Origin of the sequence: Ketobacter alkanivorans (genome assembly GCF_002863865.1) — a bacterium.
GTDB lineage: Bacteria > Pseudomonadota > Gammaproteobacteria > Pseudomonadales > Ketobacteraceae > Ketobacter > Ketobacter alkanivorans.
Map to the genome: position 1 here is coordinate 749,248 of NZ_CP022684.1, position 25,956 is coordinate 775,203.

A 25,956-nucleotide genomic window follows, 5' to 3' on the forward strand; every position below is an offset into this window, starting at 1 on the left:
TACGTCTTTTATAAGCCTTTAACTGCGTAGATGCCGTCGGCATTGCGCAAATAACCTTTGTAATCCATGCCATAACCGAACACAAATCGATCCGGCACCTCAAGACAGGTGTAATCTGCCTTAAAACCGGGCTCGTATTTTCGATCATGAACCTTGTCAACCAGCACGGCACAATGCAGCGACGCGACACTTTGGGTTTTGAAGCTCTCCAAAATTTTATGCAGTGTCTGGCCTTCATCCAGGATGTCATCCACCACCAGTACATGACGCCCTTCCAGGCTGTGTTGAGGCAACACCTTCCACAACAACTCCGATCCCGATGTTTCCATGCCATAGCGGGTGGCATGAATGTAATCCATCTCCAGTGGAAAACGCAGACTCATCATCAAGCGAGCGCCAAACATAAGCCCACCTTTCATAACCACCAACACCAATGGGTTCTTATCCGCCAGATCGACCTCAATTTTCTGGGCTACGGCTTCAATCGCCCGATCGATCTGCTGCTCGGTCCAGATACAATCGGCTTCCCGCCAAATAGCATCCACTTCTGCTACTGTCACGCTCATGCTGGCTCCTCTGTCTTAACGGTACGGCTGTCTTGGGCGACCCCTTCGATCACATGCAAAGTCTGCGTTGGGAAGGCAAACTCAGCGCCATGCTCCTGCACTATTTCAGCAACTTTAAACAACACATCCTGCTTCACTTCATGGAATTTGACCCAATTGGTGGTGACCGTCATGCAGTAAATAAAAAAGTCCAACGAGGAGGCGCCATACTGATTAAAGTTCACAATCAACGTTTGGTTGTGATCAACTTCAGGATGTTCTGCAAGCATGGCTTTCACGGCACTGACAATGCTCGGTAACTTGGCAACATCATCGTATCGCACCCCCATGGTTTCATAGATCCGACGGTGGCTCATACGGGACGGATTCTCCAGCGCAATACTGGTAAAGGTAGAATTCGGCACATAAAGCGGACGCTTATCAAACGTGCGAATAACGGTAAGACGCCAGCCAATGTGCTCGATGGTACCTTCGATATTGCGATCCGGTGAGCGCACCCAATCACCAACAGAAAAAGGCCGATCCAGATACACCATCAAACCGCCAAAAAAGTTGGCCAACAGATCCTTGGCTGCAAAGCCCACTGCGATGCCACCGATACCACCAAAGGCCAACACACCAGACACCGAGATGCCCATCGACTGGGCAATCACCAGACCACCGGTGATAATCACCGATAAGCGCAGCAGTTTGGCTAAGGCCGTTACCGTGGTTTCATCTAAAGGCTGCTGGGTATAACCGGGCGTTTTCAGCAGCTCTTCGGCTTTGGAAATCATACGGATCACAAACCATAACACCACACTGATAATCATCACCAGAAAGGCAGGTTTTACGAGGTTGTTAATGGACTCATCCATCATGGGCTCCATGATTTCTGCAGCCATTCGGGTGCCGATGATCAGCATGAAGGCCCGCGAAGGTTTGCGCACCGCCCACAGCAATGCGTCATCCCACAGGTTTTTGGTTTTGGAAAATTGTATTTCAAGACGATCGTAAAATTTCTTGGCAATAAAATTGGCCAGCAAGGTGATAAATATCACCGCGAACACCTGTAAAACCCAATCCTGATTTCCGTTCAAATGCTGCCACCATCGCTCTAGCGTATCCACTTACTGCGCTCCTGATTCTTCAATAGATAGATTATTCAACGGATTGTTAATGGTTTGTCTTATGTTTTGATAACGGGGGCTCTGCTGCAGCGCCTCCCAAACCGGACGCTGACGAGCCAACATCGCCTGTAGCCGAACCTGATCTGCCTGTTTGCCTTGTGTTTCCAGCCAGTTCAAGACTTCATCTGCACCATCGGGTTTATTACACACCAACACCATGTCACATCCCGCTTGCAATGCTGCGTCTGCCCGCTGGGCATAACCTCCGGCTACTGCGGCACCTTCCATGGTGAGATCATCACTGAAAATCACGCCGTTGAAGCGCAGTTGCTCACGCAGTACGGTTTGCAGCCAGAAAGAAGAAAAGCCCGCAGGCTGCTGATCCACATTGGTGTAAATAACATGGGCAGGCATGACCGCATCAATCTCAGCGGCCAACTGCGTAAATGGTTGCATGTCCACCGATGTAATTTGCTCGAGGCTCCGCTCATCCACAGGTATCGCCACATGGGAATCCGCCTCCACCCAGCCATGCCCCGGAAAGTGCTTGCCGGTGGCTGCCATGCCAGCTTCGTGCATACCCGCCACATAGGCCCGACCCAGCGCCACAACGGCCGCAGGATCTTTGTGTAACGAGCGATCACCAATAACTGAACTGCGGCCAACCTCAAGATCCAGTACCGGTGCAAAGGAAATATCCAATCCCAATGCCAGCATTTCTGAGGCCATCAACCAGCCCCAGTCACGGGCCCGAACCAATGCTGCGCCGGTGTCCTGATCGTATAACGCCCCCAAACGAGCCAGCGGAGGCAGGCGCGTTACGCCATCACGAATCCGCTGTACTCTGCCCCCCTCCTGATCAATAGCCAATAGCAACTGGGGGCGCACATCGCGCACCGCAGCAACCAGGTCACGCACCTGGGCCACAGACTCGATATTACGGGAAAACAGTATTACGCCACCCGTGCCGGGGTGCTGAAGGCGTTTGATATCCTGTTTGGAAAGAACCGTGCTTTCCAGGTCCAGCATGAGTGGGCCCATGACCATGGCAACAACAAACTCCTGATTTTGTGCTCTGAACACCCGAGGCTAATGCCAAGGGTTATGGCGCGATGATAACTCTGTCACCCGGCCCAACCTGTTCAAACAGGTGGATAACATCCGCATTACGCATACGAATACAACCATGGGAAAGCGGCTCGCCCATTGGTTCAGTGTCCGGGGTGCCATGAATATAAATGTATCTGCGCTGGGAATCCACGTTGCCGCCGCGATTCACGCCCTTTTCTTCGCCACACAGCCAGAGAATGCGGGACAATATCCAGTCCCGATGGGGGTACTGTTGGGCCAGCTCCTGGCTGTAGATTTCCCCGGTGGGCCTACGCCCCACGAACACCGCCCCCTCAGGCTGACCAGCACCGATACAGGCTCGGATACGATGCTTCCCCAACGGGGTCTGGTTGGAGCCGGACTGGTAGCCTGTGCCTTTCAAGGCCGTCGAAACGGGCCAACTGGCCAGCATGGTTTCACCTTGCCAAAGCTGCAGTAATTGCTTCTGAATCGATATCCGTATCTCAAGCTCAGTCATAAAGGTTGGTCTTCGGGCCGAGCCTGGGCCGGAGGTTCGGCATGGGAGGCGTTTTTCAAACCCGCCGCCATAAAGCTGGTAAGACTATTAACAATAAAGTCGACTGACCCCCTGTGACCGGTGTCGTTCACCGCCATGGCCCGCAAGGCATCAAAGTTAGACATGGTGAAGATCGCCGTGCCCAGAGCAAAATGGGTATGCCAAAACAGCTCCTCGGCGGTAGCCCCAGGCAATGCCGGTTTCAACAGCCGTGCATAGCGCTGGAACGCGTCCCCATAACGCAGACTGATGAAATTACGCACATGGGCCTGGGATTGGGTATACGCCAAACCCAGCAGACGCATAAACGCGGTAGCCCGATTAGTATTACGGCCATGGACTTCATAAATGGAGCCTGACAGCACCCGAAGTAATGACTCCACATTGATGGACTCGGGCTCTTGTTCCAACTCACTCAAACGACGGTCAATCTCTGCCACCAGAGGTTCCAGAAACCGCTCAAAAACCGCCTGTATCAGTGCCTTTTTTGAGCCGAAATGATAATTGACCGCTGCCAGGTTAACCCCGGCGGTGCTGGTGATGGTGCGCAATGAGGTCTCAGCGAACCCTCGCTCAGCAAACAGTGCCTCCGCTGCATCCAGGATTCGCTCTACCGTTTCTTTTTGTGCCATAACTCAAGATTCCTGACAGGGGTTCAACAACGGGCTTCGAACCACCATAAACGATCGTTTGAAACTTACGTTTGCAAACTGTCCCTGTCAAGAAAACCGGTCATTAAAAATACCGAATCAACTCCAATTGGAGCAAGTCATTGCGGCTACTCTGAGCCAGTTTATAGAGTGGATCGAAAGAGCCATTGGCCAGATCATCCTGGCTGGGCGGGGTCTTGCTGTGAAAAAATAAAGCGTCCAGGCTCACCATCCAGACGTCGCCCAGGCGGCGACTGGCTTCCAGACTGAAGACCCGCTCGTTGGTCTTGTGATCATAAATAATGCCACCTAACATCTCGGTGGAGGCCTCGTCATTCAAGGCCCAACGCAACCCCAAGGCAATGTCGTTTTCCAGGTAGTAGGAAGATGGGCTCTCTTTACCGCGCTCATCATAATTGTACTCGGACACAATTCCGAGATCCGAGACGCCATCAAACAGGCCTTCGAGTGTGTACTCAAACCCAAAAACCGTGGCGAAATATCGCCCTGACTCAGTGCCGCTGCGGTTTAACGCCTCCATTTTCAACAACCAGGCATCGTAGTTATATTGCAGCTCCAGCCCGAACTGATCTATGACCGGATAGAAAGGAACCGGCTCACCCTGCGCATTGATACGGCGGAACTCAGGGTCGCGAGAGGTGCCACCAAAGTAGGATAACGCCAACTCCCATGCTTCAATGGAGGTAGACCAGCGTGCCGCAATGTCGACCCGCTTGTCTTCAGCGCCAGACTCGTAATCCGCATCATCGCTGGAGATCACCAAAGGCCCCCTGGGCCAGCCATCCTCCCCAGGGAAAGTGCGCTCCCGAAACCCTACCAGAGCAAACAGATCCACGATGCCCCAGTCGGATACCAAGGAAAGATTGATCATGGGCTGGCCTAATTTGGCCTCGCCGTCTGTGCGCTCCACCAGATCCGACTGGTTAACGATGTCGACCAAGTGCTGAAACTCGGTAACACCCCAGAATACGGTTCGCACCCCACTGCGCAACTCCCAATCATCTGCCACATGAATCCAGGCCAAGTCCTGAATATCCCCATGGGTTCGCTCGTCATCGGCCTCCGACCAGCGATAAAACGCCTCAAACTGGAATAAATCCGCACCATCATTCCAATCATGCACGTATTCCCCCCGCACACTGACCGAGGCCGCATCATCACCCACACCATAAGGTGGATTCTGCGGCAAGTATCGATATTCAGCCCCCAGCTCAAAATCCCAATCTCCCGCCTGCACAGCCGAAACCGTCAGCCAAGGCAGAATCAATGCAACCAAAACGACTCGCGACCTCATTCACACACTCCCAAAGTATCACCCTGTCACAAAATGACGAAACGTCACGCTATCGCTTTTATCAGGCCCAGTCAACCGATCACCCTGCCTACGGGCTTTAGATTTTTATGCACCTTAGCTGCATCTGTTTAGCGCAGACGTATATAAAAATAGCAGCGTTTAGCAGGCTGTCATGGCTAAGCCTATGTTTCTGGTGGAGTAATAGCCGACCCGCCGCGATTACAGACAATCCTTAGAGGCACGGCACCCTAAATATTTTCGTGTCGAATCTTCAGTCTGCGCCATACTGCCACAAAATAGTAATGGAGCGGATCAAACTCAAGTGAGGCTGCCATGTTGAAACGTATTCAACCAGAAGTTGGCGTGTGGTATGAAAACACAGAACAGGAAACCCTGTTTGAAGTGGTTTCCATAGATGACGACAGCAGCACGCTGGCATTGCAGTATTTTGACGGTGAGCTGGAGGAAATCGAGCTGGAGGCCTTCGTTCAGCTACGCCTGAAGGTAATCGATCAACCTGAAGACTGGTCCGGCCCCTATGAAATAGATCAGGAGGATCGTGACGATCACGAGTTTAGCGGTGTAAGTAACGAACACGACAATGAATATTTTCCGTTTGATGATTTTGAGTCGGGAGGCGTGCGCGTCTACGACGATTACTGAGTTCCACCCCACCTCGCTTTAGGGGCTTTCGGGCCCCTTTTTAATGCCCTGAATTAATTAACATTTTTATTTTCAATTTCAAACCTGCTGTATATAATAACAGTAACTGTATAAACTAACAGCTACTCTCCAACTCCCCCTAACATCAATGGGCGACAGCATGGAAAAACTGACCAAGCGACAGGCGGAAATTCTCGCCCTGATCAAGACCTATATCGAAGAAGACGGCATGCCGCCAACTCGCATGGAAATCGCGGCTACATTTGGCTTCCGCTCACCCAACGCAGCAGAGGAACACCTGCGCACGCTGGCCCGCAAGGGTTATATCGAAATGCTGCCCGGCTCATCTCGCGGCATTCGCTTAATCAGTCAGGATGATGATGAAGAGCCAGGCCTGCCCATCATTGGTCAAGTGGCTGCAGGGCAACCGGTACTGGCGCAGGAAAACATACTCGGGCGCTGCGAGGTGAACCCCAGCTTCTTTAAACCCAAGGCAGATTATTTTCTGCGGGTAAAAGGGCTAAGCATGATAGATGCAGGAATTTTAGAGGGGGATCTACTGGCCGTACACAAAACCAAGGATGCCCAGAAAGGTCAAATCATAGTGGCGCGCATTGGTGACGAAGTCACCGTCAAACGCTTTGATCGCAAACGCAACAAAATCATATTGTTACCCGAAAACTCAGACTTCGAGCCCATCGAGGTGGACAGTCGCAGCGATGATTTTGAAATTGAAGGATTGGCGGTAGGGATCGTTCGTGACGGAATCTAAACAAATGCCTGTTAATGCAGCACGCCGGACACATCATCAAACTCTTCTGCCATAGCAGAAGAGTCACTGCGATCCTCATGGGCTTCCAGCACATGGCCATAAACCTCACCCACGGCCTGCACTCCGGCGCTTACCATCGCTTTGCCGACATCCAAAGAATGCTCTGATAGCAGCACGCGAACCTCATCGGAAAACTTGATTTCCACTAAAGGCGAACCTACTCCGTCTGCTCGACGCAATACAATTTCACCGGACTCAAGTTCAACAATTTCTAAAAGAGAGGACATTAAACAAACCTTTTGCATGGAAGTGTTTGAAGCAACAGCAAAAATTCCAAAAATATCGATTTTTATCGGAAAAATCACCTTAAAAGCGCTGCTCAATCGGCGGAGATACTAACATGCGAGGTGTTGCTGTCACAAATAAATCCCCCCCTTCACTGATACAAAATTACTACCACTCAGACAGAAGTTGCCTGATTTCATCTATCATATTTGAAAGATTGTTATACCAATCATGCAGTTGCGCAAACTCATCGATGTCCGTCATCACACGAACCTCAATGGCATTCAAATTGACAGCTTCCTTGGGTGTGCTATTGGCTTGCGGGTTTACCTGATTGATCTGTTGCCAAACCCTTATCATGTCATTCAACCAACTACCTTGATTGGATTCCAGCTGGTAAACACGTTGCAATTCACTGATTGACTTACCTCTATCGCTCGCCTGCTGCAAAAACTCTCCCAGCGAGGTTGATCCGTCATAGGGCTCATCATAGGTATTAGCCACTTCCCAAATAAAGCAACGGTAAGCCCCAACCAAGTGAAACAAACACGATTCCCGATGCGCAGCCAGCAGCGCTTTGCGGTTGATAACCGACTCATCATGTTCCATGTTTTCAATCGCTTCCAGATAGAAGCGAGCAAAATAACGCTTCTGATTTGACCCGCTTAGCATGTGCTTTGCCATGTGAGAGCTAACTCCTAGATATGATTCACTATTCTACTCAGACCCAGAAAAAACCACTAGTGCGGATAATTTCCAATCCTTAACTATACTTTCAAATACAAGCACGAATTTCGCACATAGTTTGCTGATTTTTTTCAAGTTTTGAAGTAAAGCGGATAACCATAATGAAAATACTGTGGCTAGCCACGTTCATAATGAACCGGCTGACATACAACTATAAGTTCATGCTGATCAGTGTTCTGTTCATGTGCCCTATTGTTCTGCTTAGCTTCCAGCTCTGGAACCAGCTTGAACAGGATCTTCAGGTCACTGCAACTGAAGCCAAGGGCATCAATGTAATCAACGAGTTAAACGCCATCTCGATCACTGCCGCTGAGTTGCGGGATGTAATGATGGCTTACAACTACGACCGATCTGAGGCAACAGCCAGTAAGATATACAAATTGCGCAGCGCCATAAACGAGCAATTGGAGATCTTTGCCCGTCAGTATAAAGACTCCCACTTGGTCAAACCCTCTCAAATTGAACGCCTAATGCGAGCAAGAGACGCAGCCTACAAAGAAGATCTTGGCTCTCAAATCATGCTTCGCGAGTATATAAACTCGTATGGGAGCCTGGTCAATGAAATCGACTCCATTGTATTTGAAATCAGCAAAGGCAGTGGTTTGTCCAACGACACCGACCCCAATCTAGCCAGTGATATTGGCCTCTATTTTGAGAAAGTGCGCCCGCTATTGGGGCAACTGAGCAAACTCAGAGGTTACGGCAACAATACCCTCAATACGCCCTTCATGGACAGCGCTACATTTACAGAGGTGGACGCTACGTTTTTCAATACGCAGACCGTGTTTACCGAGTTTCAGGAGTCCATAGAAAAGATACGCAAGCAGCGCCCTGATGCCCCAATCGTCAGCGGGTCTGCCGATTTTGTGGATGCTGCTGGTAAGTTGCTTTATCTGTTTAATGATCAAGTAGTAGAGGCTATTTCAGATCGCCAGACCTGGCAGCAATATAATGACAGTGTCAGTGGTTTCATTGCCACCGCCCACACGATCGAAAACTCCATTCTCCAGCGCGCCCTAAAGACCGTACAGGTTCGTCTGGAAGCCAAAGAAACCAACCGAATCTTTCTGGTAGTAAGCCTTCTATCTTTGCTGGCAGTAATTTCATACCTCTACCTTGGCCTGTACGTGACACTCAGCCGCAGCATCAACAATATGGTGGGCAGTGCTGGCCGGGTGGCCAGCGGAGACATGACCGTAGAGGTTGAAAACCAGACTCATGATGAATTTGCCACCTTGATTGGCAATTTTAACGATATGGTCAAGCAAATGAAGCAGCTGATTCGAGCAGCACGAGAGCGCAGTGATTCAGTTGCCAGCCACGCACGCCACGTAAAAGAACTGGCCGATCAAAACACTGACATCGTACGCCTGCAAACCGAAGAAACCTCCAAGATCAGCCATGCTATGGAGGAAATGTCTTCTGCCGCTGAAGAGGTCGCACGGGAAACCGAACTGACTGCCGGTGCAGCAGAAGATGCAGATGAAAGCGCCCGCGAAGGTCAGCAATTGGTTGTAGAAGCGGTTAAACGATTCGCCGATTTAACTGCAAATGTGAATGGGTCTATGCAGGTGGTAGAGCGCCTGGCAGAACAAAGCCGTGGCGTAACAGACATCCTTTCAGTTATTAAGAGCATTGCCGAGCAAACCAACCTGTTAGCACTCAACGCCGCTATTGAAGCTGCTCGCGCCGGTGAACAGGGTCGAGGTTTTGCTGTGGTTGCTGATGAGGTCCGCACCCTTGCCCAGCGCAGTCATGAGGCGACCGTTGAAATCGACGATGTATTGGGCAAAATACAGTCCGGCGTGCAAGAGGCCGTCTCTTCGATGCAGGTCAGTGTTGATGTAACCGAAAGATCAGTAAGCACGGCTAACAACCTCACCGAAAAGCTGGAAGAAATTCTGAAAGGTGTAAGCGCCATTAATTCACGCACTCAGTCCATCTCTGCCACAACGCTCCAACAAACCGAGTCGGTGAATCATGTTCTTTCCAGTATTCAGGCCATCAATTCTCGAGCACAGGATGCAGCCAGCGCTGCAGAGAACTCCCAGCATTCCTCAGAAGAAATGCTGGCCTCTCTGAGCGAACTGATTGACCAGCTCGCCCGTTTTAAAGTGTAGTGATACGGTGTCACGCCGAGGTCAACTCCGGCGTGCTCTATACCATAACCCACAACCAATACCTGCAACCACCAGCGTCAAGCCTAACCAGCCCAGCCAATTGCTTTCATCAACGGCGCGATCTGCTTTTGGGCTAGCCACTAAATTGTTAGAGTCTGCTCTGGCACTGGCGATAACTTCCACGCCATGCTCCTCAACATAGAACTCAGGGTGCTTCTGCTCCATCGCTTTATTCAGGGCCAACAACTCCTTCTGACGCTCCGGGGTTAGATTACGCTGTTCAAAATCAGCCAGAATGGCCGCCTCTAACTCCCTTTCGATACGCTCATCTTCAGGCATGTCGTCCGCAAACTCACCGCCCTGCTCTGGTGGCATGCCTGCAGCCACTCCGCCCATTTCATAGGTTTCGTCTGTAAACGGCTGATCAGGATCAGAACTTTCAAACGGAGGCAGGTTTGCCAGCTGTTCTTCAGTGTGATTCTGGCGAATCTTATCATCCATATGCTCCACAAATCCGTCAGGGTCTGCTGTGGTGGCATTGGGGTATTGTTCGCTGACACTTGGAATCTCTTCGGGATCAATTTCGTTCACTTCCCGTGTTTCGATCTTCACATTTTCAGACAACTGGTTGGTATTCAAATCTTCATTTTCGATCTTTTCGCCCATCACGATCTGCCCGTTGGCATCCAGATACAGTCGCTGCCCAAGTTCGTTCACGACCATTCCCCCTAGATACCGGTAGCGCCCATGGGCGCATTCCACCAGTGGGCAAGGGAAACGATTATTGCCTTTTACCATCAGCAGATCTCGATCACCTACATCGAACAACGGCTGGCCCGGTATCAATAACACCTGACCATCCTCGCTTTCTCCGCCAAGAAAACGCAATGTAACAAGGTTATTCTGATAGTTGCCCTTCAGCACTCGATTCACTTCATAGGTAACAAACCGGTACGGTATAGCAGGATCAGATTCGCTTTGACGCTCTGAGAAACGAGTTTGCACATCGACCACAATGCCTTGAAATACAAAATCGGCAGATTTTACTTTTTCGTCCACCGTACTGCTGATCGCGGCTTGAGATAAAAACAACAGGGGAAAAATCACGGCTCCGCATAATGCAGAACAGGACTTGGAAACTTTGGTTAAGATAGCATTCGACATAACGCATTCCTGGGTAACTCGTTAAGTTGCGCTGTAACGGCGGCACCTGCATCAATACGCAGATACCGCCACCAGCATCATTTAGTTGACACGGATCGCCAAGTAGGTGCGGTTATTGGTCTCGGTCACTTCAGACAAGGTGCTGTCTTTGTCGATAATAGTGCCTAACCAATAATTCTGACCCGAGTTCAAGGTACTAGGAATGGTTATTGTGGTTTGATAGGTGTAAACCGTATTGCGGCCCAGCCCCATCGAGATGGTTTTGAGCGGAGTATCAACCGTCGAGATATAATCGTTGGTGGAAACATAGTAACCCACCTTGGTGCTTTGGTAACTCTCACCATTATTCTCAAAGCTGAATTCAAGCCTATAGGTCTGCCCCTTTGTCACGTTATAACGAGGCTCCCCATTGATCGTAGAATAACTCACGCCACCGCCAGCACTGGTCAGTACTCGTGTGCGAGCATGCGTACTGTATTCGCCGCTTGAACCGGTATGCCTCCACTGGGCAACACCAAGATCTTCCACCGTCCCTGGATTCAGACCGTATAGTGCAACTGCCCCGCTGGATGCATCCTCACCAAAGTAAGCGCGAGCTGTGCTGCCATTGGCATGTATATGATCCCAGTCTTGCCCCATGATGCTGTAAGTCGTGGCAGTATGACTTAAACCCACACCATGCCCCAGCTCATGAATCGCGGTGGTATGGAATGGGCGATAACTTCCGCCGTATGGCCACAAGGAAGACTTGGACGTTGAGGTGGTGTACGCAACCGTATTATCAAAGCGAATATCCACTTCAGTAAAGCGGCCGGTATTACAGTTCATCCACCAGTTCGCAATAGCAGGCGCACCAAACCCGCTTGTCCACCAGATTTCATTCTGTCCATTATTGAAGCCAACACTGGTGTCTCCATAGACAATACCGTAATCAAATGCTGAAGGGTTTTGATTTACCAAGCTGATACTGCTGCCCAATGCAGATCGCCAGCTGCTACCGGATGGAAACCCAACATTGCTGGCACGCATGGTGGCGCTGTTGCCATTCCAGCGAATGTTATTTCCATTACAAGTAATTAACGTATATGCCTCTGCAACACCGCTTATTGCAAAGGCCAATGCGGCAGCACCGCCATAGATTGAATGTTTAAGTTTCACTTTTTAATCTCCATTTTTAAGTGAAAGTTTTCGTGCCTGATTCCTTTTCAGGTCGCCGAATACTAGCGAACAACATTTCACAGCATCAGCAGCATTAACGCCCCAAAAGCACCGGACTGCTGTATTACTGCAGTGAGCCTATGGCCCATAAAAGCGAGAGCAATACTCTCAACGCAGAGAAATATTAACGGTGAAAAATTAAAAAGGCCGGGAACAATGTCGGGTTGAAGAAGTTGATTATGGGCCGTTAGAAATGTGACAGGGTATACATTCAGGAACGTATCAGAACCACAGGGAAGATATCGGCTGCACACTGGCTATCAAAACAAGTGCGCAACCGGTAGTGACTTTATGCCGCCACAGGAGCGGCATAATTACTTTTATGAAGATTACTTTTTCTTGGCGGTGGTTTTTTTCGCCGCTGCCTTTTTAGTAGTGGTTTTCTTAGCTGCGGATTTTTTGGCGGTAGACTTTTTCGCTACTGCTTTTTTGGCTGGTGTCGCCGCCGCTTTCTCAATCCACTTTTTACCATCAAAGGTTGCAGACCAGCCGGTAGCCTTACCCTCTTCATTCTCTGTCATCACATATTGTGATTTGGTTTTACGGCTGTAACGAATAACGGCTTTGTTACCCGCCGGATCCTTTACAGGTGCCTGCAGCAAGAAATGATATTTCGGATCAAGCTGCTCGCCCGCTGATTTTACTTCTTCCACTAGCGGCGCACGGGTTTCTCGATGTTTGGGAAATTGGCTTGCCGCAAGGAACAAACCGGATGCCCCATCCCGCAACAAAAAGTAGTCATCTGATTTTTCGCATTTCAAATGCGGCATAGGGATGGGATCAGCTTTAGGTGGTGCTACTTCGCCATTACGCAATAGCTTGCGGGTGTTCTTGCATTCTGCATTAGTACAGCCAAAGTACTTGCCAAAGCGACCGGTTTTCAGCTGCATGTCAGAACCGCATTTATCGCATTCCACGATGGGGCCATCATAGCCTTTAATCTTGAAGTTACCCTGCTCGATCTCAAAACCTTCACAGTCGGGGCTATTGCCGCAAACATGCAATTTACGTTTTTCGTCGATCAGATAATTTTCCATGGCCGTGCTGCATTTCGGGCAACGTCGCTTCTCGCGCAATGCCTTGGCTTCGCTCTCATCATCATCGGCATTGATGGTTTCTGAGCCGTGGATCAGGTTGATGGTTTCCTTGCAACGCTCCTTGGGCGGCAGCGCATAACCGGTACACCCCAGGAACACACCGGTACTGCCGGTACGAATGGCCATGGGTCGACCACAAGCAGGGCATTCAATGTCGGTTTCCACTGGTGGATTGGTGCGCATTCCGGCATCTTCGCCTTCTGCCTTTTCCAGTTTGGTTCTGAAATCGGCATAGAAGTTATCCAGCACCTGTTTCCATTCCAACTTGCCTTCGGCGATTTCATCCAGCTGCTCCTCCATTTTGGCGGTGAAGCTGTAATCCATCAGGTTGTCGAAGTTTTCGTTGAGGCGGTCGGTGACGATGTCACCCATTTTTTCGGCATAGAAGCGGCGGTTTTCCAGCTTCACATAACCACGATCCTGAATGGTGGATATGATTGAGGCATAAGTTGAGGGGCGGCCGATGCCTTGTTTCTCAAGTTCTTTAACCAAGCTTGCTTCAGAAAAACGGGCCGGTGGTTTGGTAAAGTGCTGGCTGGGATCCAGTTTCTTGAGATCCAGAGTTTCACCGATGGCAACATCCGGCAGTTCAATATCCTCATCGGACTTCTTGCTGCCGGGCATATTGATCGCCAAATGACCATCAAATTTGAGAATGCGGCCCTTGGTGCGCAGCTCGAAATCAGCGGCCTTCACGGTTAGATTGGTGCTCAAATACTCCGCTGGAGGCATCTGACAGGCTACGAAGCGCTTCCAAATCAGGTCGTAGAGGCGCTGAGCGTCGTTCTCCAAGCCGGAAATGCCATTTGCGGACACATTCACATCCGTAGGGCGAATAGCTTCGTGAGCTTCCTGTGCGCCCTCTTTGCTGGCATAGGAAAGTGGTTTCTCGGGCACATAGCGGGTACCAAAGTTACCTTCAATATAATCGCGCAGACTATTGACCGCTTCGGCGCTGAGGTTGGTGGAGTCCGTACGCATGTAGGTGATGTGCCCGGCTTCATACAGCCGCTGAGCCATCATCATGGTTTTCTTTACGCTGAAACCCAGGCGCGTACTGGCAGCCTGCTGCAGGGTTGAAGTGGTAAACGGTGCGGCGGGACGCGACTTGGTGGGTTTGTCTTCGCGGCCAGCAACCGTGTAACTGGCCTTATCCAGTACCGCCAGAGCTTTGTCGGTCTGTTCTTTATTTACCGGGCGGAAGTTGTCACCGTTGTGTTTGGCTACCTGCAAACGCAGTGGCACCTGCTTGGCCGTGGCAGTATCGGCGTACACTTCCCAGTATTCTTCTGGAATGAAGGCACGAATCTCACGTTCGCGCTCTGACACCAGCTTTACGGCTACAGACTGTACACGGCCTGCAGACAAGCCACGGGCGATCTTGGCCCACAGCAGCGGTGACACCATGTAACCCACCACGCGATCCAGAAAGCGGCGGGCTTGTTGGGCGTTAACCCGGTTGGTATTGACCTTGCCAGGCTCGCGAAACGCTTCTTTGATGGCGGTTTTGGTAATTTCGTTGAACACCACGCGCTTGTAACGATCATCATCGCCGCCGATCACTTCCCGCAGGTGCCAGGCAATGGCCTCCCCCTCTCTATCCAAATCCGTCGCGAGATAGATGGTGTCAGCCTGTTCTGCCAGCTTTTTGAGTTCGTTTACGACTTTTTGTTTATCTGGCAACACTTGATAGTTAGCGGTCCAACCATGCTCGGGGTCGACCCCCATGCGGCCGATCAGCGCGGTGCGGGCCTTTTCCTTTTTATAGCGGGCTTTCTCTTCCGGCGGCATCTTGCGGGTAAGCGCCGCCTGCTTGGCACGCTCCGCAGCATCTACGGTTGCTTTACCGCCACCGCTGGTAGGTAAGTCACGCACATGACCCACGCTGGATTTCACCACGAAATCCTTGCCCAGGTATTTATTGATGGTTTTCGCCTTAGCGGGCGATTCCACGATTACCAGTGACTTTCCCATAGAATACTTTCCAACCTTACTGGTGCAAAAAGGGTTCATCGGAGGCCTAATATGACCTCTACGATTCAATATTGTTGTTTCATTTTCACTGAAAGGGCGACATATATAAGAGGTGTCAGCCTTTGGGTCAAGGGAGCCAATCCATTCCTTGACTAATTTGTTTTTAGGATGAAATTACGATTTTTTCCAAATCTGAACGAAAAGTTTTCCACAGACAAGCTAGCAACTTCCGATTTTTCAATAAGTTAGAAAGCTGTCACAATTCAGATTTAAATGCCAGCATTGCTTTGGTTTGCCTTTTTAAGGCACAGGAAAATAATATCCACAATTTTACCGAGACTGTGTTTATGGGTTTTAGAGCGGGGTTATTCAAGTGCAGCGTTGTGTTTACTCTGCTGGTGATCAGCCTATTCACCCCATTACGAGCCGATTCAATAAATAAAGCAGAAACCCAGGCCTGGAATGGGTTTCTCAGTCAGCACTATCTGCTGGCCTTGATCACCGACTTTGAACGTTATCAGTCTGGCTTGGGCGACCCGCAACAGTACGACAGCTTAACGCAGCATTTGCAGGGGTTTCGCACCCATTTTGACCCTTTGCTGCTAGCGGGATCCTCCTTGCCGGAAACGCAAAAACAGCAACTGAAGCAGCAATGGCAACAAACTGCGCGGGCACTCAGCGCCTGCCTGGTCACGGTGCAACAGGGAGGCTTCATTGATCAGGAAATACGCTACCAGTATCAGGAAGGGATGTTGGCACTGTGGCAAGGTTTGCACGAGGCCGTCTCCTCAAGCTCATTCCAGATAACACCGGATATGGAATTGATCTTGCTTTTGCAGCAGGTCAATTTGCGTTATCTCAATCCTGCATGGGTACTGCCAGCCACCAAACTCCAATCCATCGCTGCCATTGCCGATGACATCGACCTCCGCGTACAAGCTGCACCTGAAGATCTGGCTGCCTTGAAGGAAAAGTGGCCACTTTTGAATCAAGCGCTACGTAATGAACATCAGTCCATGTCGTTTATCGTACATCGCTACAGCGGTGACTTGGTCACGTTGCTGCTTCAGCGGCTGGAGGCTGCCCGCTTCTGATATTGCAAAGGTGTGGTTCCACTCCATTGTTTGAACGCTCGAGTAAAGGCGCTTTGCTCAGAATATCCCAGTAACAGCGCGATTTCTGCCAGTGTGAGCCGCTGCTCTGCCAAGTACTGGCGCGCCAACTGCAGCCGTATCTGCTGCAACAGATCCTTGAACACCAAGTTTTTTTCCTGCAGGCGACGATGCAAGGTGCGACGGGACATTGCCAGGGATTCTGCTACCTGCTCCAGCGTTGGCTCCCCCTCCTGAATGGCTTTAAGAATGGCCTGTTGTAGACGATGATTGAAATCCTCCTGCTGGGGCAGCACCGCCAGCAAGGTCTGAGCCTGTTGCTCCAGCAACTGCTTCAATGCAGGATCGCTGTTGGTGACGGGCAAAGTGAGATACTGCATGGGGAAATGCAGCTCCAGCCGGGGCTGATTGAAGGTGATAGGACAGTCGACAAAGGCTCGATATGCATCTTGGTTGGCTGGCGTTGAAGACACGAAATGAATACTGGACGGTTGCAGGTCAGGCATACCGGTCATGGTACGCAAATTAGTCACCATGCCCATCACCAGCACCTCATCAGACAACTGAGTAGACAGCCCGAACTCACTGCTCCAGCACAGGCAGGCCAGATCGCCCCGCACTTCAAATTGAGCGGTATCACCATCGTGCAGCAAGCGCTGATATCGTTGGAAGCGCTGCAGCGCCTCGGCCACGGTATCGCAGGATAAGGTCAGGTAACCCAGCACCCCTACGTAGGACGGTTTAATGGCCCGACCCAGCTCCATCCCCACCAGACGCTCCGGCAGCTGCTCTTGTAGTATCTGCAAGAGATGCCACCACTGACGGAAACGCATCCGGCTGGCAGGCTGAAATTGACGCAGCTCTCGCTCCAGCGCCTGCAGCTGTAGATGGTTGTCCGCCAGATAATCCAGCAGCAGTGCCGCCAGATCACCACTCACGTTCATATCGGCCAGCATGGTAGAGGTCACGGTGTAGCCCTTTTTGATTGATGTTCATAACGCTTGCATATTGGCGGGAATTGTCAAAAATTAGCCCCGCCAGGTCAATCACTAAATGACAAGTGGGTCTATCTTAAGCACCATAACAACCGCTTACGGGATGATTTCATGTCTGATGTTCTACACGCGATATTCTTTGTTTTGGCCTTTGGCGCGATATTTGTTGCTGTGATCCTGCTGGAGGCAGGCTACGTGAGATGGAAGGGCCGTATCGGCGTGTACCATTTTCAGGAAACCCTGGCCAATCTTGGCACCGGTTTTTCCTATAAAATAGTCGATGGTATTGCCATTGCCCTGTTCATTCAGGCCTTTTACAGCTGGGTATCCCAGTTCGGCCTGCAATGGAATCCCTCAGCGTCCGTGTGGAGCATTCTGGCGCTGATTGTGATCGTTGATTTCTGCTTCTATGTGAATCACTACTTAATGCACAAAACACGCTGGCTCTGGGCAAGCCACGTTACCCACCATTCGTCCGAACATATGAATTTTTCCACGGCTCTGCGTCAGAACTTTACCCACGCCTTTAACGGTGCCTGGATACTGTGGTGGGTTCCGGCTGCGCTGATCGGGTTCGATAAGGATTGGGTGCTATTGGCTATCGAGGGCAACCTGGTGTATCAGTTCTTTCTGCACACGGAGCAAGTCAAACGCCTGGGTTGGCTGGAGAAGGTGCTGAACACCCCATCTCACCACCGGGTGCATCATGGCCGCAATCCAGAGCAGATCGACACCAATTTTGGCGGCATTTTTATTATCTGGGATAAGTTGTTCGGTACCTTTCGGGATGAGCGCGATGCCGGTGAGATCGTATACGGTGTATCCCAGATGCCTGAGCGGCCCTACAACCCGATACACCTGCAATTGCATGAGTGGGCCAGCCTGTGGCGGGATCTGCGGACTTATCGCGACCTGCGCATTCTGGTAAAACCACCGGAATGGGTACGCCTGCGTTATCAGGATTCAGATCGCCAGTAATTGCTTGAGATGCTTTAGCAGTGCTTCAACCTCTGCCAGATCACCCCGCTCGTTCCAGACGATGGATACACTGCGGGGCCCCAGCTCCAGCGACAGAAAGTCTTCCGCCTGCTGCTGCTGCCATTGATCAATTAGCTGCTGTACCGCCGGCGGCGTTTGCACTTTAGTGTCGGTAGGCTCCCACACCAGCTGGCCTTCACGGGTTTTACGTTGCAACCACTCCCCCTTTACGGATGGCCCGGTCTCTTTCTCTGTTGCCACCAACTGATAACGAAACCAGCGAAAGTCATCGATATGAGGATTGCGCTGCTTCAGTGCATTGAATTTTTTATCCCGCGCCAGAGAAATCGGGCTGATCAGCACACTATCGGCCATGGCACGCTGACGAATACGGGCTTCCCGCCGCTCACGGGCAGAGGGCCGCAACATCAACACCGGGCCAAGAATAAACAGCATCGCTAATGCGATAATTACATACACCATGAACAGGGTTCCAACTATTGACCAAAAACAAACCTTGAAATGAAAAGGCTTGAAATGAAAGTGCCGGGCATTATCTAATAGATTCGATCATTCATAAACGCTTACCGCACTGCTAATACAAGGATTTATCCATGGGCCAATATAATCACATTCTGCTGGCGGCTGATTTTAACAACGAATCTGAGATTGTTGAGAAACGCGCAGCGGCCTTGAAGGGCACGTTTTCAGCCACGCTTAGCATTGTTCATGTATTAGAGCCAATCTCCATCGCTTACGGCGGCGAGTTCCCGGTAGACTTGGGCGATCTGCACAAAGAGCTGGAAAAACAGGCACTGAGCCAATTGCGGGAACTGGGCCAAAAACTGGGCGTACCCGAGGATCGACAGCATCTGGAAGTGGGCATCACCGAAAAGGAAGTCTTGCGGGTTGCCAAGGATAATAGTGTAGATCTGATCGTGATGGGCAGCCACGGCCGCCACGGCCTGGCGTTGTTGCTGGGGTCAACGGCCAACGCTGTGCTGCATCATGCCGATATTGACGTGCTTGCGGTTCGGGTTAGCAAAAACTCGAAATAATCGGCCTAAAATAAACTGGTTTCGCCGGTTTTCACGTCCATGGCGGGCGACACGGTTTCGTCCGTCATCAATGCCTTCACCGCTTGCAACTGAGATTCCAACGAATAACTGACACTGGATGACATATCCAGAAAACTGAGCAAAGCCTTCAGGTTGGAATCCCCCTCACAGGCCTCTTTAACGCGCCCCCACAGTGCTTCGTTCAGGGTTTGCAGCTCCTGATTCAGGCTGATCAAACCTTGCAGCTCCCAGTCGGGCCGCTTGCCCTCCCGGTAATTAAAATACTGTTTGAGTAAATACAGCGCCGTAGAGCGAATAATAAAATCATCCTGCGAGGCAAACGGCAGGTGATTGCGCGCGTTGGGCTTGAGCTGATGCAGAATGGGGCACGCACTGGTGGCCATAATCAACCCCATCAGCGACCGTAATCCTTCTTCCAATGCTGTCTCTTTATCGTAATTGCGTTCCGGGGTAGAAACCCTGATTCTGGCCGTTTTTGCGGCAGGCAGGCGTTGAAAATCCGTTACCACCGCAGCCAGATCCACCGCAGCCGGGCAATATTGGCAGTCTTTAACCGTCAACGGACAATTGGGGCATTGATTATGCTTCAGTTCTGCCCAACTGGGAGCCTCCGTACGATCTGCCTGAAAATCGAACGATCTGTCCACATCTACTTCGTATTGCAGCGAATGGTCTTCGATATCAAAGCGGTATTGAATTTTCATGATCTAGTTCCTGCTCGCTTCCTGGGTAGCCCTCAAGCTCATACCTACAGTGTAGACCCGCCCGCACTGTATTCCAAAATGCTCTAGGCCAGGCTAAGCCTTTGATTGCCAAGCATCTCATAATTTTCATGATTTTCCTTTTCACCGCCCACCGGTTTCTGAACTATGCTGACTAATATGAACCTGTTTTCACCACGCAACTGCAGGAGCGCTCGGCGTGTCACTCGGATCTCAACTGTCAAATCCCGGTTCCAGCTCAGTCAAACCCGATCTTGACTGGAGTCAGATCAAAGAAACCATATCCATGCTGTGCCTTGCCATGGCACAGATTGAAACCACCCTGACAGACAGCTCAAAATCCGTAGACGAACTGTCGTCTACCTTTACTGGCATGGCTCAGGATGCCAAAAAAGTCATGACACTGTGCGAGCACGCTGACAGCTCTGACAAGTGGGAGACTCAGCGTTCCGACATCATGACCGCCTCGGAACAAATGCACCAGCAGATGCAGCGGGCCATCGTCGCATTCCAGTTTTATGATCGTCTCAGCCAAAAACTGCACCACGTAAATGAGAGCCTTACCCATCTGGGCGATCTGATCAGCGATGCCAGCCGCCTCTACAACCCCGGCGAGTGGAGCCGAATCCAACAGGAGATCCGTTCCAACTACACCATGGAATGCGAGCGCATCATGTTTGACCATATCATGAAAGGGGCCACCATCAGAGAAGCATTGGAGCTCTATCGTCACCAGTTTGAACAAACCGAGTCGCTGCAGAGCGATGATTCCACCGACGACGATATCGAGCTGTTTTGAGGTAGGCTTAGCGCTTTATGTGAAGGTTATTCCAATACCTCGACCTGATCCCCAACAAAGAGCCGCCCTCCTCCCCGCGCCACCAGGTTCTGGCCGAAATAGACTTCACCGGCCTGTGAACGGTATTGTTTAAGGGTTTTAAACACCTCCGGCTGTTTGCTGGCGTCCCCGGGGTCAATGGTAGGAATGGCGCAGCGTGAACAAGGCTTCACCACATCAAACAGCATCGACCCGATGCGCAATTTCCGCCATTGATCTTCTTCCCAGGCAAGCCCCCCGTCTACCACTAGATTCGGGCGGAATCGCTCCATGCCTACGTTAATACTCATATAACCGTTAAGAACATCGAGCGAGGCCTGCTGCGTTAACAGCAACGGAAAGCCATCTGCAAAACTGACGGTATGCCCTGGGCCTGAATAGGATTCATCCACCGACCGCTTGCAGGCATCGTGCATGAATACCAGGCGACAAGGACGCCCTAATACCCGGCTCAACCAGGCATGGACATGGGCTGGCCCCAACTTGGCCACGCACTGGTCACGCCAGACCTGCACAGTCACGTCCTCACCGGCATTAAAGTCTGCCGCTGAGAACTCCAGAGCTTCGCCACTGGCAGCCGTCAACTGCACATTATCCTGTACCATTTTTGCCTTGATCAGCGCCATCGCCGCCAACTGCCGCTGAGTAATAAACTTGCCCTGCTCATCCACCACCATCCAGCGCCGATCCCACTGGGGGCCAAAACGATCTACGATGTAAGATTCCACTGAAACACCGCCCAGTGATTTCACCGGATGAACAAACAGTCTGGACACGTACATAGGTTACTATTCCATTCGAATCATAGGCTTGAGATCAAAGTAGACTAACCTATACTGAATGAATAACCCATCGGGTGTTTAATGATTTATGGCTATGTCTTGCGGGGGATAATCTAATGCGAATGTTTCTGGGGCTGATCTCTATTGTTATGCTGAGTGCTTGTGGTGATTCTAAATTTGCGGACATTTCCGGCTCTGAGCTGCAGGATCGCTATTCCCGGTGCGAGAACGCTGACAGCCTTTCTCCCGGCGGTGCCATTACGTGCGATAATATTCGCCGTGAATGCGAACGCCGCGCCGATGAGAAAGGCCGAAGGGTCTGTTATTAGAACACCATACTGGTGCCTTCAGCAGGAATCTCAGCCGTAATACCCAAATTCCCATGCAGCTTCTGTTGCAACACCTGCAAGGCCTCCAGCTCGCCATGCACCAGATAGAAACGGGTTGATTGCTTGAAATTGGATGCCCATTCCAACAACTGCGATTGCCCGGCATGAGCCGAGAAACCACCCAATGTGTGCACTTTTGCCTTCACCGCAAAATCCGACCCGAACATCTTAACGTGCTTTTCCCCCTCAACGATCTGACGCCCCAACGTACCCTTTGCCTGAAAGCCGGGAAACACAATATGGCATTCAGGACGCCAGATATTGTGCTTCAGATGATGACGAATCCGCCCGCCGTTACACATTCCGCTACCGGCAATAATCACCACTCCGCCCTTGATTCTGTTGATGGCCATGGAATCCTCTGTGCTTTCGGTGAGCGTCAGTATAGGCAGGTAGGATTTGGGGTCATCGCCCAACCTGGCCGAGACTTTTTTCAGATCTTCCGGATCCAGCAAATCCATGTAGTCGGTATAAAGACGAGTCACCTCGATGCCCATAGGGCTGTCGAGAAAAACCTTCTGCTGAGGCACCTTGCCCTGTTTGTACAACACCCCTAAATGGAACAGCATCTCCTGGGTTCTTCCTACGGCAAACGCTGGAATCAGCACATTGCCTTTTTCTTCACTGGCCTGCTGCAAGGCGGCCCCCAACTCTTCCAGAGTGTTGTCCATGGTACGGTGATTACGATCACCGTAGGTGCCTTCCATCAACACCACATCCGCATCCTGAACAATCTCAGGATCCTTCATCAATACAGCATCGGCATTCCCCAAATCACCAGAGAACACCAGTTTTTTAGTACGGCCACCTTCCTCGATCTGCAGCTCCACAATGGCCGAACCGATGATGTGAGCCGCATCGTGGAAGTACAACGCAACATGACCACTAATTGTACGAGTTTCGTGATAAGGAATACCTACGCAGTGCTCCAGAACATGCAGCACATCTTCCATGTCATACCAGGGCTCTATCTCCGGCTTGCCCGCACGCTTGCGACGCTTGTTCTCCCATTCCACATCCCGCAAATGCAAATTGGCAGAGTCCTCCAGCATAATGGCCAGCAGGTTACGGGTTGCATCGGTGCAATAAACCGGCCCTTTGTAACCGTCTTTAAACAGACGCGGAAGCAATCCACTGTGATCCAGATGCCCGTGGGATAACACAACTGCATCCAGCTGACTGGGGTTAAATGGAAAAGGCTCGCCGTTGCGACGCTCAGACTGACGCCCCCCCTGATGCATGCCGCAATCCAGCAAGATACGCAGCCCTCCGGTCTCGATCAAATGACTGGAGCCGGTTACTTCCTGCGCTGCACCCCAAAAAGTCAGTTTTGCCATATAACATCTCCTTTTTTTATTAGGGCTAGCGTAACACAAGCACCTCTTTTCAATACTGTTTTACATCATGCTTTCAAATGCCTTGCCGCAACCAAAATACTGTATATAATTACAGTATTCGTAACCCGTTTTGAGCCTCTGAATATGTCTGCCGCCAAACCGCAACTGAATCATATTCTGCAACACCCCGCCATCTGGCGGGCGGCAGATGGCATGCGCGGCAAGCAGTGGCAGCCACTCGAAACCATCGCTACTGGATTCCATACCCTGGATCAGGCTCTGCCGGATGGTGGGCTGCCCTGTGACAGCGTGGCAGAAATACTGTGCCCCCACTGGGGTTGTGGCGAAACGGAACTGGTCTCCTCAGCACTGGCCTCACTCAGCCAGCAATCGCGCTGGCTGGTGTGGGTCAACCCACCATGGCTGCCCTATGCTCCGGCCCTCAGGCAGCAAGGCATTCAGCTGGAAAACACCCTAATCATTCACAGCAAACAAGATAAAGACATGCTTTGGGCCATGGAACAGTGCCTGGCCTCCGGTGCCTGCAGCGTGGTACAAGGCTGGCCTCATAACCCAACACCGCAACAAATCAGGCGTCTGCAACTGGCCGCCCAGAAAGGTCATAGTCTGTGTTTGCTTATGCGTCCTCAGGCGCACATGCAACAGCCTTCTCCTGCACCCTTGCGGCTGGAACTCGGAGCCTTACAGCACAACATTCAGGTACGAGTAGTAAAATGCCGTGGCCACTGGGGCTCCCCCTGGCTACACCTGCCACGACATGATCTTGATCACCGCGCGGCATTCACTGTGCGCACTGCAGCCAACAAAACCATCTCGCAAGATCAGATCCCGCAAACGCCGCCTAGTGGGGCTGGATACTCACAGCATTCACCCCTTTCCCCACCCGGAACCTGACATGCTCTGGGCCTGCTTTCACTTTCCTGCACTGGCGTTGAATCTGGTGGAACAGGGTGTCCTCACCCCTCAGCCACTGGTGGTAGAAACCACGCGTAAACAACGTCGACTGGTACTGTATGCTAATGAACTGGCACATCAGCAAGGCATTGTGCCTGGCATGACCATTCCCACTGCACAAGGTCTGGCCCAGAATCTCAACTGCTATACCTATGATGCACACAAAGAGCAACAAGCACTGCAACAACTGGGTAACTGGGCCTATGAATTCACCCCGCACATACGCACCCACGGCCCTAACAACCTGCTAATAGAGGTCAGCCACAGCCTGAAACTGTTTCACGGGCAGAAAGAACTGGCACAGCGCCTGACACAACAATTGCCCCCTGGCTTTAAGCCCTTCAGCCTGGCCTTTGCCGATACTGACATGGCCGCCCTGCTGTTTGCCCAGGCCCACGAAAGCAGCAACCGTGCACTTTTTTTTTCGCTGCCGGATCTGCATGATTACGATGTGCAATGGTTGGATGTTGCCGATGCGCAAAAAAGCCTGCTGTACAGCATGGGCCTGAAAACCGTAGGCCAACTGCTGAACTTACCCAAAGATTCACTGAGCAAACGTTTTGGCATGGAATTCAGCCAATACCTGTTATGCCTTACCGGGGAACAGACTGCTCCCCTGCCGAACTGGTCTTTACCCCAAACCTTTCAGGCCGAGCTGGATTTTGTGCTGGAACTGGATAATGCCCAAAGCCTGCTGTTTCCCATACGACATTTATTAAGCCAACTGGAGCATTACCTCTACGCCCGCCAGTCTGCCGTCAGCACTTTTCAGTTTTCACTGCTACTGCGTAACCGCGCCATTCAGCAATGGCCTATCGAACTGGCCATTCCTATGCACCGATTGGCCGATATGATGCCCCTGATTCAGTTAAAATTGGAAAAATTGAAGCTGGAAGCCCCGGTATTAAGCCTGCAACTGAGTGCACACACATTCGGCCCCATCAGTGTTCGTCAACAGGACATGTTCCAGCTCCATCAACCCGATCACATCACTCGCTATCAACTGGTGGATCGACTCAAGGCACGGCTGGGGGAGAAGCAAATACATAGCCTGAGCATGGTGGCAGATCACCGCCCCGAATACAGCTGGTGCTCCGCCACACCGGGGCAAGGTGAGGCCCTGCAGCATCCATCAGAACAGCGCCCGTTCTGGCTACTGTACCAACCGCAGAAACTGCGCAGCAAAAAAGGCCTGCCGGTCTACCACGAACCACTACACTTGCTGAAAGGGCCTGAACGCATTGAAACCGGCTGGTGGGATAACCAGCCAATAAACCGTGACTACTACATTGCCCAACAAGGCCACGGCCAGCATCTGTGGGTATACCGGGATAGAGATAACAGCGCCTGGTTTCTACACGGAATATTCAGCCGATAGGCAACGGCTATTTCATTTTGCAACATCTCATCGCTTGGCGTTTCATGGCCCCTGCAGTAATCTG

General features: G+C 51.2%; 25 protein-coding genes and 1 pseudogene. 10 read left to right on the forward strand and 16 right to left on the reverse strand.

Going from position 1 to position 25,956, the window contains the following annotated elements:
* Positions 1-8: 8 nt before the first annotated feature.
* The 6 genes from Kalk_RS03000 to Kalk_RS03025 form a co-directional block, all read right to left on the reverse strand.
* Entirely contained in the window at positions 9-566 is a 558-nt protein-coding gene (locus tag Kalk_RS03000) for a hypoxanthine-guanine phosphoribosyltransferase (protein WP_101892794.1), read from the reverse strand.
* Positions 563-1,675 carry a mechanosensitive ion channel family protein gene (locus Kalk_RS03005; protein ID WP_101892795.1) on the reverse strand — a complete coding sequence of 371 codons (1,113 nt, stop codon included), beginning with the start codon at positions 1,673-1,675 and terminating at the stop codon, positions 563-565. Before Kalk_RS03005 ends, Kalk_RS03000 begins: the two co-directional genes overlap by 4 nt.
* Positions 1,676-2,722 carry a beta-N-acetylhexosaminidase gene (gene nagZ, locus Kalk_RS03010; protein ID WP_101892796.1) on the reverse strand — a complete coding sequence of 349 codons (1,047 nt, stop codon included), beginning with the start codon at positions 2,720-2,722 and terminating at the stop codon, positions 1,676-1,678.
* 55 nt (positions 2,723-2,777) lie between these two features.
* Positions 2,778-3,263 carry a L,D-transpeptidase gene (locus tag Kalk_RS03015; RefSeq protein ID WP_101892797.1) on the reverse strand — a complete coding sequence of 162 codons (486 nt, stop codon included), beginning with the start codon at positions 3,261-3,263 and terminating at the stop codon, positions 2,778-2,780.
* Positions 3,260-3,934: a TetR/AcrR family transcriptional regulator gene (locus tag Kalk_RS03020; protein WP_101892798.1), complete on the reverse strand. Its 675-nt coding sequence runs from the start codon at positions 3,932-3,934 to the stop codon at positions 3,260-3,262. Before Kalk_RS03020 ends, Kalk_RS03015 begins: the two co-directional genes overlap by 4 nt.
* A 103-nt stretch (positions 3,935-4,037) precedes the next feature.
* Positions 4,038-5,267, reverse strand: a complete 1,230-nt coding sequence (locus Kalk_RS03025) for a hypothetical protein (RefSeq protein WP_233716795.1) — start codon at positions 5,265-5,267, stop codon at positions 4,038-4,040.
* Positions 5,268-5,600: 333 nt separating this feature from the next.
* Here Kalk_RS03025 and Kalk_RS03030 point away from each other — a divergent pair, with 333 nt between their 5' ends.
* Positions 5,601-5,930, forward strand: a complete 330-nt coding sequence (locus Kalk_RS03030; protein WP_101892799.1) for a DUF6763 family protein — start codon at positions 5,601-5,603, stop codon at positions 5,928-5,930.
* A 160-nt stretch (positions 5,931-6,090) separates the two neighbouring features.
* Positions 6,091-6,702 (forward strand): transcriptional repressor LexA, encoded by a 612-nt coding sequence (gene lexA, locus Kalk_RS03035; protein WP_101896192.1) that lies wholly within the window; start codon positions 6,091-6,093, stop codon positions 6,700-6,702.
* Between the two features lie 11 nt (positions 6,703-6,713).
* Here the strand turns inward: lexA and Kalk_RS03040 are convergent, their stop codons facing one another.
* On the reverse strand, positions 6,714-6,989 hold the full coding sequence (locus Kalk_RS03040) for a hypothetical protein (protein ID WP_101892800.1): 276 nt from the start codon (positions 6,987-6,989) through the stop codon (positions 6,714-6,716).
* 166 nt (positions 6,990-7,155) lie between these two features.
* Entirely contained in the window at positions 7,156-7,671 is a 516-nt protein-coding gene (locus Kalk_RS03045; protein ID WP_101892801.1) for a DUF6586 family protein, read from the reverse strand.
* Positions 7,672-7,835: 164 nt separating this feature from the next.
* Here Kalk_RS03045 and Kalk_RS03050 point away from each other — a divergent pair, with 164 nt between their 5' ends.
* Positions 7,836-9,854: a methyl-accepting chemotaxis protein gene (locus Kalk_RS03050; RefSeq protein WP_101892802.1), complete on the forward strand. Its 2,019-nt coding sequence runs from the start codon at positions 7,836-7,838 to the stop codon at positions 9,852-9,854.
* 21 nt (positions 9,855-9,875) lie between these two features.
* Here the strand turns inward: Kalk_RS03050 and Kalk_RS03055 are convergent, their stop codons facing one another.
* The 3 genes and pseudogenes from Kalk_RS03055 to topA form a co-directional block, all read right to left on the reverse strand.
* Positions 9,876-11,018 (reverse strand): hypothetical protein, encoded by a 1,143-nt coding sequence (locus Kalk_RS03055; RefSeq protein WP_101892803.1) that lies wholly within the window; start codon positions 11,016-11,018, stop codon positions 9,876-9,878.
* Positions 11,019-11,099: 81 nt separating this feature from the next.
* Positions 11,100-12,176 carry a matrixin family metalloprotease gene (locus Kalk_RS03060; protein WP_233716797.1) on the reverse strand — a complete coding sequence of 359 codons (1,077 nt, stop codon included), beginning with the start codon at positions 12,174-12,176 and terminating at the stop codon, positions 11,100-11,102.
* A gap of 518 nt (positions 12,177-12,694) precedes the next feature.
* Positions 12,695-15,307: pseudogene (gene topA / locus Kalk_RS03065) on the reverse strand (type I DNA topoisomerase); the annotation flags it as partial.
* A 347-nt stretch (positions 15,308-15,654) separates the two neighbouring features.
* On the opposite strand from topA, the gene Kalk_RS03070 reads away from it, so the two are divergent.
* Positions 15,655-16,401 (forward strand): hypothetical protein, encoded by a 747-nt coding sequence (locus Kalk_RS03070; protein WP_101892805.1) that lies wholly within the window; start codon positions 15,655-15,657, stop codon positions 16,399-16,401.
* On the opposite strand, the gene Kalk_RS03075 is transcribed toward Kalk_RS03070, so the two are convergent.
* Positions 16,374-17,387, reverse strand: a complete 1,014-nt coding sequence (locus Kalk_RS03075) for an AraC family transcriptional regulator (protein WP_101892806.1) — start codon at positions 17,385-17,387, stop codon at positions 16,374-16,376. The two genes, Kalk_RS03070 and Kalk_RS03075, sit on opposite strands and share 28 nt — an antisense overlap.
* 138 nt (positions 17,388-17,525) lie before the next feature.
* Between Kalk_RS03075 and Kalk_RS03080 the strand changes: the two genes are divergently transcribed.
* Positions 17,526-18,392 (forward strand): sterol desaturase family protein, encoded by an 867-nt coding sequence (locus tag Kalk_RS03080; protein ID WP_101892807.1) that lies wholly within the window; start codon positions 17,526-17,528, stop codon positions 18,390-18,392.
* On the opposite strand, the gene Kalk_RS03085 is transcribed toward Kalk_RS03080, so the two are convergent.
* A complete protein-coding gene (locus Kalk_RS03085) occupies positions 18,378-18,875 on the reverse strand; it encodes a hypothetical protein (RefSeq protein ID WP_101892808.1) in 498 nt (165 codons plus the stop codon). The genes Kalk_RS03080 and Kalk_RS03085 overlap by 15 nt on opposite strands.
* 131 nt (positions 18,876-19,006) lie before the next feature.
* On the opposite strand from Kalk_RS03085, the gene Kalk_RS03090 reads away from it, so the two are divergent.
* Positions 19,007-19,450, forward strand: a complete 444-nt coding sequence (locus tag Kalk_RS03090; RefSeq protein WP_101892809.1) for a universal stress protein — start codon at positions 19,007-19,009, stop codon at positions 19,448-19,450.
* 5 nt (positions 19,451-19,455) lie between these two features.
* Here Kalk_RS03090 and Kalk_RS03095 read toward each other — a convergent pair whose 3' ends face one another.
* Positions 19,456-20,175 carry a DUF6901 family protein gene (locus Kalk_RS03095; RefSeq protein WP_101892810.1) on the reverse strand — a complete coding sequence of 240 codons (720 nt, stop codon included), beginning with the start codon at positions 20,173-20,175 and terminating at the stop codon, positions 19,456-19,458.
* Between the two features lie 217 nt (positions 20,176-20,392).
* Here Kalk_RS03095 and Kalk_RS03100 point away from each other — a divergent pair, with 217 nt between their 5' ends.
* The gene (locus Kalk_RS03100; protein WP_101892811.1) at positions 20,393-20,992 is read left to right on the forward strand and encodes a hypothetical protein; all 600 of its coding nucleotides are present in this window, start codon (positions 20,393-20,395) and stop codon (positions 20,990-20,992) included.
* A gap of 26 nt (positions 20,993-21,018) precedes the next feature.
* On the opposite strand, the gene Kalk_RS03105 is transcribed toward Kalk_RS03100, so the two are convergent.
* The gene (locus Kalk_RS03105; protein WP_101892812.1) at positions 21,019-21,813 is read right to left on the reverse strand and encodes an MOSC domain-containing protein; all 795 of its coding nucleotides are present in this window, start codon (positions 21,811-21,813) and stop codon (positions 21,019-21,021) included.
* Between the two features lie 116 nt (positions 21,814-21,929).
* Between Kalk_RS03105 and Kalk_RS03110 the strand changes: the two genes are divergently transcribed.
* Positions 21,930-22,142, forward strand: a complete 213-nt coding sequence (locus tag Kalk_RS03110) for a hypothetical protein (protein ID WP_101892813.1) — start codon at positions 21,930-21,932, stop codon at positions 22,140-22,142.
* Here the strand turns inward: Kalk_RS03110 and Kalk_RS03115 are convergent.
* The gene (locus Kalk_RS03115) at positions 22,139-23,539 is read right to left on the reverse strand and encodes an MBL fold metallo-hydrolase RNA specificity domain-containing protein (RefSeq protein WP_101892814.1); all 1,401 of its coding nucleotides are present in this window, start codon (positions 23,537-23,539) and stop codon (positions 22,139-22,141) included. The genes Kalk_RS03110 and Kalk_RS03115 overlap by 4 nt on opposite strands.
* A gap of 144 nt (positions 23,540-23,683) precedes the next feature.
* Between Kalk_RS03115 and imuA the strand changes: the two genes are divergently transcribed.
* Together imuA and Kalk_RS03125 are read left to right on the forward strand one after the other, a co-directional pair.
* Positions 23,684-24,454, forward strand: a complete 771-nt coding sequence (gene imuA / locus Kalk_RS03120) for a translesion DNA synthesis-associated protein ImuA (RefSeq protein WP_158643281.1) — start codon at positions 23,684-23,686, stop codon at positions 24,452-24,454.
* A 1-nt stretch (position 24,455) separates the two neighbouring features.
* Positions 24,456-25,892 (forward strand): Y-family DNA polymerase, encoded by a 1,437-nt coding sequence (locus Kalk_RS03125; protein ID WP_158643282.1) that lies wholly within the window; start codon positions 24,456-24,458, stop codon positions 25,890-25,892.
* Positions 25,893-25,956: the final 64 nt, after the last annotated feature.

Excerpts from the sequence above, each read along its gene's own strand:
- Kalk_RS03080 (WP_101892807.1), top strand. The coding sequence starts at position 17,526 with ATGTCTGATGTTCTACACGCGATATTCTTTGTTTTGGCCTTTGGCGCG.
- Kalk_RS03110 (WP_101892813.1), top strand. The coding sequence starts at position 21,930 with ATGCGAATGTTTCTGGGGCTGATCTCTATTGTTATGCTGAGTGCTTGT.
- Kalk_RS03015 (WP_101892797.1), bottom strand. The coding sequence starts at position 3,263 with ATGACTGAGCTTGAGATACGGATATCGATTCAGAAGCAATTACTGCAG.
- Kalk_RS03020 (WP_101892798.1), bottom strand. The coding sequence starts at position 3,934 with ATGGCACAAAAAGAAACGGTAGAGCGAATCCTGGATGCAGCGGAGGCA.
- Kalk_RS03050 (WP_101892802.1), top strand. The coding sequence starts at position 7,836 with ATGAAAATACTGTGGCTAGCCACGTTCATAATGAACCGGCTGACATAC.
- nagZ (WP_101892796.1), bottom strand. The coding sequence starts at position 2,722 with ATGGTCATGGGCCCACTCATGCTGGACCTGGAAAGCACGGTTCTTTCC.
- lexA (WP_101896192.1), top strand. The coding sequence starts at position 6,091 with ATGGAAAAACTGACCAAGCGACAGGCGGAAATTCTCGCCCTGATCAAG.
- Kalk_RS03045 (WP_101892801.1), bottom strand. The coding sequence starts at position 7,671 with ATGGCAAAGCACATGCTAAGCGGGTCAAATCAGAAGCGTTATTTTGCT.
- imuA (WP_158643281.1), top strand. The coding sequence starts at position 23,684 with ATGTCTGCCGCCAAACCGCAACTGAATCATATTCTGCAACACCCCGCC.
- Kalk_RS03085 (WP_101892808.1), bottom strand. The coding sequence starts at position 18,875 with ATGGTGTATGTAATTATCGCATTAGCGATGCTGTTTATTCTTGGCCCG.
- Kalk_RS03030 (WP_101892799.1), top strand. The coding sequence starts at position 5,601 with ATGTTGAAACGTATTCAACCAGAAGTTGGCGTGTGGTATGAAAACACA.
- Kalk_RS03125 (WP_158643282.1), top strand. The coding sequence starts at position 24,456 with ATGCTCTGGGCCTGCTTTCACTTTCCTGCACTGGCGTTGAATCTGGTG.
- Kalk_RS03040 (WP_101892800.1), bottom strand. The coding sequence starts at position 6,989 with ATGTCCTCTCTTTTAGAAATTGTTGAACTTGAGTCCGGTGAAATTGTA.
- Kalk_RS03115 (WP_101892814.1), bottom strand. The coding sequence starts at position 23,539 with ATGGCAAAACTGACTTTTTGGGGTGCAGCGCAGGAAGTAACCGGCTCC.
- Kalk_RS03095 (WP_101892810.1), bottom strand. The coding sequence starts at position 20,175 with ATGAAAATTCAATACCGCTTTGATATCGAAGACCATTCGCTGCAATAC.
- Kalk_RS03055 (WP_101892803.1), bottom strand. The coding sequence starts at position 11,018 with ATGTCGAATGCTATCTTAACCAAAGTTTCCAAGTCCTGTTCTGCATTA.
- Kalk_RS03105 (WP_101892812.1), bottom strand. The coding sequence starts at position 21,813 with ATGTACGTGTCCAGACTGTTTGTTCATCCGGTGAAATCACTGGGCGGT.
- Kalk_RS03090 (WP_101892809.1), top strand. The coding sequence starts at position 19,007 with ATGGGCCAATATAATCACATTCTGCTGGCGGCTGATTTTAACAACGAA.
- Kalk_RS03070 (WP_101892805.1), top strand. The coding sequence starts at position 15,655 with ATGGGTTTTAGAGCGGGGTTATTCAAGTGCAGCGTTGTGTTTACTCTG.
- Kalk_RS03025 (WP_233716795.1), bottom strand. The coding sequence starts at position 5,267 with ATGAGGTCGCGAGTCGTTTTGGTTGCATTGATTCTGCCTTGGCTGACG.
- Kalk_RS03000 (WP_101892794.1), bottom strand. The coding sequence starts at position 566 with ATGAGCGTGACAGTAGCAGAAGTGGATGCTATTTGGCGGGAAGCCGAT.